This is a genomic window from Cellvibrio sp., assembly GCF_053579595.1.
In genome coordinates this window covers 1-3,797 of sequence record NZ_JBRFPI010000411.1, presented here as the reverse complement: position 1 = coordinate 3,797, position 3,797 = coordinate 1, and the positions used below count along the sequence as shown (strand labels likewise).

Sequence of the window (3,797 nt, the reverse complement as noted above, 5' to 3'; positions counted from 1 at the left end):
AAGAACACGCTGGAAATTGAATACCAGCGCCCCTATGCGACAGCGGGAGATGGCTTGCATCGCTTTAAAGATCCTGCGACGGGTAGGGTTTACCTTTACAGCAATTGCGAGCCTTACAATGCCAATAAAATGTATCCGCATTTTGATCAGCCGGATATGAAGGCGACTTATAAATTGCAAGTCACTGCACCTGCCGATTGGCAAGTTATCTCGGCTCTGCGCGAGCAAAACATTACCCGCAGTGGTGCGCAACAAGTGTGGAGTTTTCCGCAGACTGCACGCATTCCTTCCTATATTTTTCCGCTTCACGCCGGCCCTTACCGCGTGTGGGAAGATAACTCTGGCAGCGTGCCCCTGCGCTTGTTTGCCCGCCAGGAATTGGCGCAGTACGTCAATCCGCAGGAATGGTTTTTATTTACGCAACAAAGTTTTGGATTTTTCAATCAGTATTTTGAACAGCCTTATCCCTTCCTAAAATACGACCAATTGGTAGTGCCGGATTTTAATAGCAGTGCCATGGAAAATTTGGGTGCAGTAACCTTTAACGAATTCTTTATTAGTCGCGGTGTAAAAACCCGCGTGGAACGCATGCGCCACGGCAATGTTATTGCCCACGAAATGGCGCATATGTGGTTTGGCAATTTGGTCACTATGGAGTGGTGGAATGGTTTGTGGTTGAACGAAAGTTTCGCGACTTATATGGCCTATTTGCAGCAAGCCAAAGCGAGTGAATTTGGCGCAAGTGTGTGGGATATTTTTTATTCCAACTACAAGCAGTTGGCCTACACCATGGACCAACAAGTTATTACTCATCCGATTGAGTTACCTGTGCTGAATACAGCAGAGGCGTTTACCAATTTTGATGCTATCACCTACGGCAAGGGTGCATCAGTATTAAAACAACTGGCACAGTTGGTGGGTGAAGAAAATTTCCGCCAAGGTGTCGCCAGTTATTTAAAAAAATACGCGTATCAAAATACGCAGCAAGATGATTTTATCAATGAGATTGCGCGTGCATCGGGAAGGGATTTATCCAATTGGAGCAACACTTGGTTAGCGCAGGCGGGATTAAATAAAATCCAGGTGCAATATCAATGCGATGCTACCAATACTTCCATTACTTCGCTGAGCCTCCAACAATCTTCACCAGTTGATTTGCCTGTATTGCGCGAGCAGCGGGTGCAGCTAGGTTTTTACAAAATCCATGCGGGCAAGGCGCAGTTAGTTAAACGCTTGCCTGTTACTTACAAAGGTGCGATGACAGCGGTTGCCGAGGCAAAAGGCTTGGCTTGCCCGGATCTGGTTTTTGCTAATCTGGATGATTGGGGTTATGTGCGGGTGGAGCTGGATCAAAAATCCCTGCAAGTGGTGCGTGAACATATCCATTTGTTTGATGCGAGTTTGCGCATTATGCTCTGGCAAAATCTGTGGGATGAAGTGATGGATGCGCGCCTTCCGCTCACAGATTATCTATCACTCGCGCAGCGTCACAGTGCGCAGGAGTCGCAGGTGGAAGTTGTGGCAGCGATCACCGCCAAATTAAAACTAGCACGCGATTATTTGCAGTTAATGAACGCACCAGATAAATCTCTCGCCAGCGCACAGCTGCAATTGGAGCAATTTACTTTTGCCAATATGCATTCCGCTGCCGCAGGTTCTGATGTGCAAAAATTATGGTTCGATAGTTATGTGTATTCTGCTTCCAGTAGCGAAGCTTTGGCCTGGATGCGCGCGCAATTGACGGGTGAGAAAAAACTCTCCGGTTTGGTATTAGATCAGGATCGTCGCTGGGCTTTGCTAGTGCGCTTGAATCAATACGAATATAAGGATTATATGGCGCTGACTGCCGCCGAGCAGAAAAAAGATGGTTCGGATATGGGTGTGCAAATGGCACTGGCGAGTGAAGCGGTGCGCCCGCAGGCTGGTGTTAAAGAACGATGGTTGAACAACATTATCGCTCCTGAGCAAGAATATAAACTGGCCACTATGCGGTTGGTGATGGCCAATTATTTACCATTTTCACAGCCGCAACTGCGCCGTGCTTATGTGCCCAAATTATTGGCTGCCTTGCCAGAGATGAGTAAAAATCGCTATGAGCGTTTTATGGCAGGTTTTTTCCGGGGAATATTTTTGCGCAGTTGTAGCGATGAATCGGTTGCACTGCTGACTAATGCACGCGATCAGTCACAGCAATTGCATCCGCTGACGTATCGGATGCTGCGTGTGGAAGTGCAGGAAGATGAGCGCTGCGTGGCGATGAAAAAATTGCTTTAAATCCCTCCCGGCCTCCCTTTACAAAGGGAGGAGATGATTCCCCCCATCTTTGGCAAAGAGGGGGCTGGGGGAGATTAGGCTTGCGATACCGGCGTAGTCGGGTGGTTGCCCCACTCAGCCCAGGAGCCGTGATAGCCGCGAATATTTAATCCCACTGCTTTGCCTACTAAATAGGTAAAGCCGGAGCGATGATGGCTTTGGCAGTGAGTGACGATTCGTTTGTCCGCGGTTAAACCGAGTGATGCCAAATACTCGCGCGCATCGGTACGGATGCGCAAAGCATTATTGCGATCCATTAAATTCGTCCACTCGCAATTAATCGCACCAGGAATATGGCCATTTTTTTGTGCAGTGATACGCTCGCCGGTAAATTCTGCCGGACTGCGTGCATCCCACACCACAAAATCGGCGCGATCCAATTCGCCCAGAATATCAGTAACTTCAATCACCACGATCGGGTCGATTTTTAAATCAACTTTTGTGGGTGTGAGCACGGGAATTTCTTTGGTGAGTGATTGGCCCGATGCAAGCCACGCGTGCAAACCACCATTCAAATAGGAATAGTGTTTGTGACCGATGGCATCGAGTGTCCAGATCATTCTGCCCGCCCAGCCGCCGCCTTCATCGTCGTATACAACTACGTGAGTGTCGGGTGTTAAACCCAAAAAGGAAAATACCCTATTGAGTGTTTCAATCGGCGCGATCTTGCCTGGCACCGGTGGTTGGCCGCTGAGGATTTTATGCGGCGGTACGTGAATCGCGCCGTCGATGTGGCCTTGCAAATAAGTCTGCTCGGCGCACATATCAATAATTAATAATTTGCTGGTGGGTTGTGCCAAAAGTGCAGCGAGTTGCGTGGGCTCAATCACAAAGGGAAGTGCCATGGATTTACTCCTTTATAAAATTTAAAAATAAAATCAAGACCGATGCTGCTTGTTACTAATTAACTCTCATTGAGCGTACGCAAAATATAACGGTACGAATCCATACGTGTTGCACTGATTGTGCCATCATCCAGTGCTTTTAAAATCGCGCAGCCGGGTTCATGGCGATGGGAGCAATCGCGGAATTTACAGTGGCCGATAAAGGGTTTGAATTCAATAAACCCTTCCAGCACATCGGCTTCTTCCATATGCCACAAACCAAATTCGCGGATACCGGGTGAATCGATCAAATGACCGCCGCCGGGGAAGTGCAAAAGTGTGGCGCTGGTAGTGGTGTGAGTGCCCTGTTGTCGTTCGGACAAATCGCCCACGCGCAAGTTCGATTCGGGCAAGAGCGCATTCACCAATGAGGATTTACCCACGCCCGATTGCCCGACAAATACACTGGTGTAATCGGCAAGGTATTCACGCAATTCATCCAACCCGGTTTCGGTTTTGGTGGATACCATCAATACCGTGTAACCCAGCTTGCGATAAGTGGTTTCCAGATAGGCGACTTTTTCGCGCGTGGTGTCATCAATGCGGTCGGTTTTGTTGATCACCAATACCGGCTCGATGTCGATGGCATTGGCTGCGACC

3 protein-coding genes are annotated in these 3,797 nt (G+C 48.6%); 1 reads left to right on the top strand and 2 read right to left on the bottom strand.

Translation table 11 applies throughout. From position 1 onward, the window contains the following. A partial coding sequence (pepN, locus tag ACWA6V_RS18730) for an aminopeptidase N (RefSeq protein ID WP_449523918.1) occupies window positions 1-2,274 on the top strand: 2,274 nt, incomplete at its 5' end. A gap of 74 nt (window positions 2,275-2,348) precedes the next feature. Here the strand turns inward: pepN and ACWA6V_RS18725 are convergent. Together ACWA6V_RS18725 and rsgA are read right to left on the bottom strand one after the other, a co-directional pair. Further along, window positions 2,349-3,158, bottom strand: coding sequence for a sulfurtransferase (locus tag ACWA6V_RS18725; RefSeq protein WP_449523917.1), 810 nt, complete (start codon window positions 3,156-3,158; stop codon window positions 2,349-2,351). A 59-nt stretch (window positions 3,159-3,217) separates the two neighbouring features. Then, window positions 3,218-3,797, bottom strand: a 580-nt coding sequence (gene rsgA / locus ACWA6V_RS18720) for a ribosome small subunit-dependent GTPase A (protein WP_449523916.1), incomplete at its 5' end; no start/stop codon positions are given.

Excerpts from the sequence above, each read along its gene's own strand:
- ACWA6V_RS18725 (WP_449523917.1), bottom strand. The coding sequence starts at position 3,158 with ATGGCACTTCCCTTTGTGATTGAGCCCACGCAACTCGCTGCACTTTTG.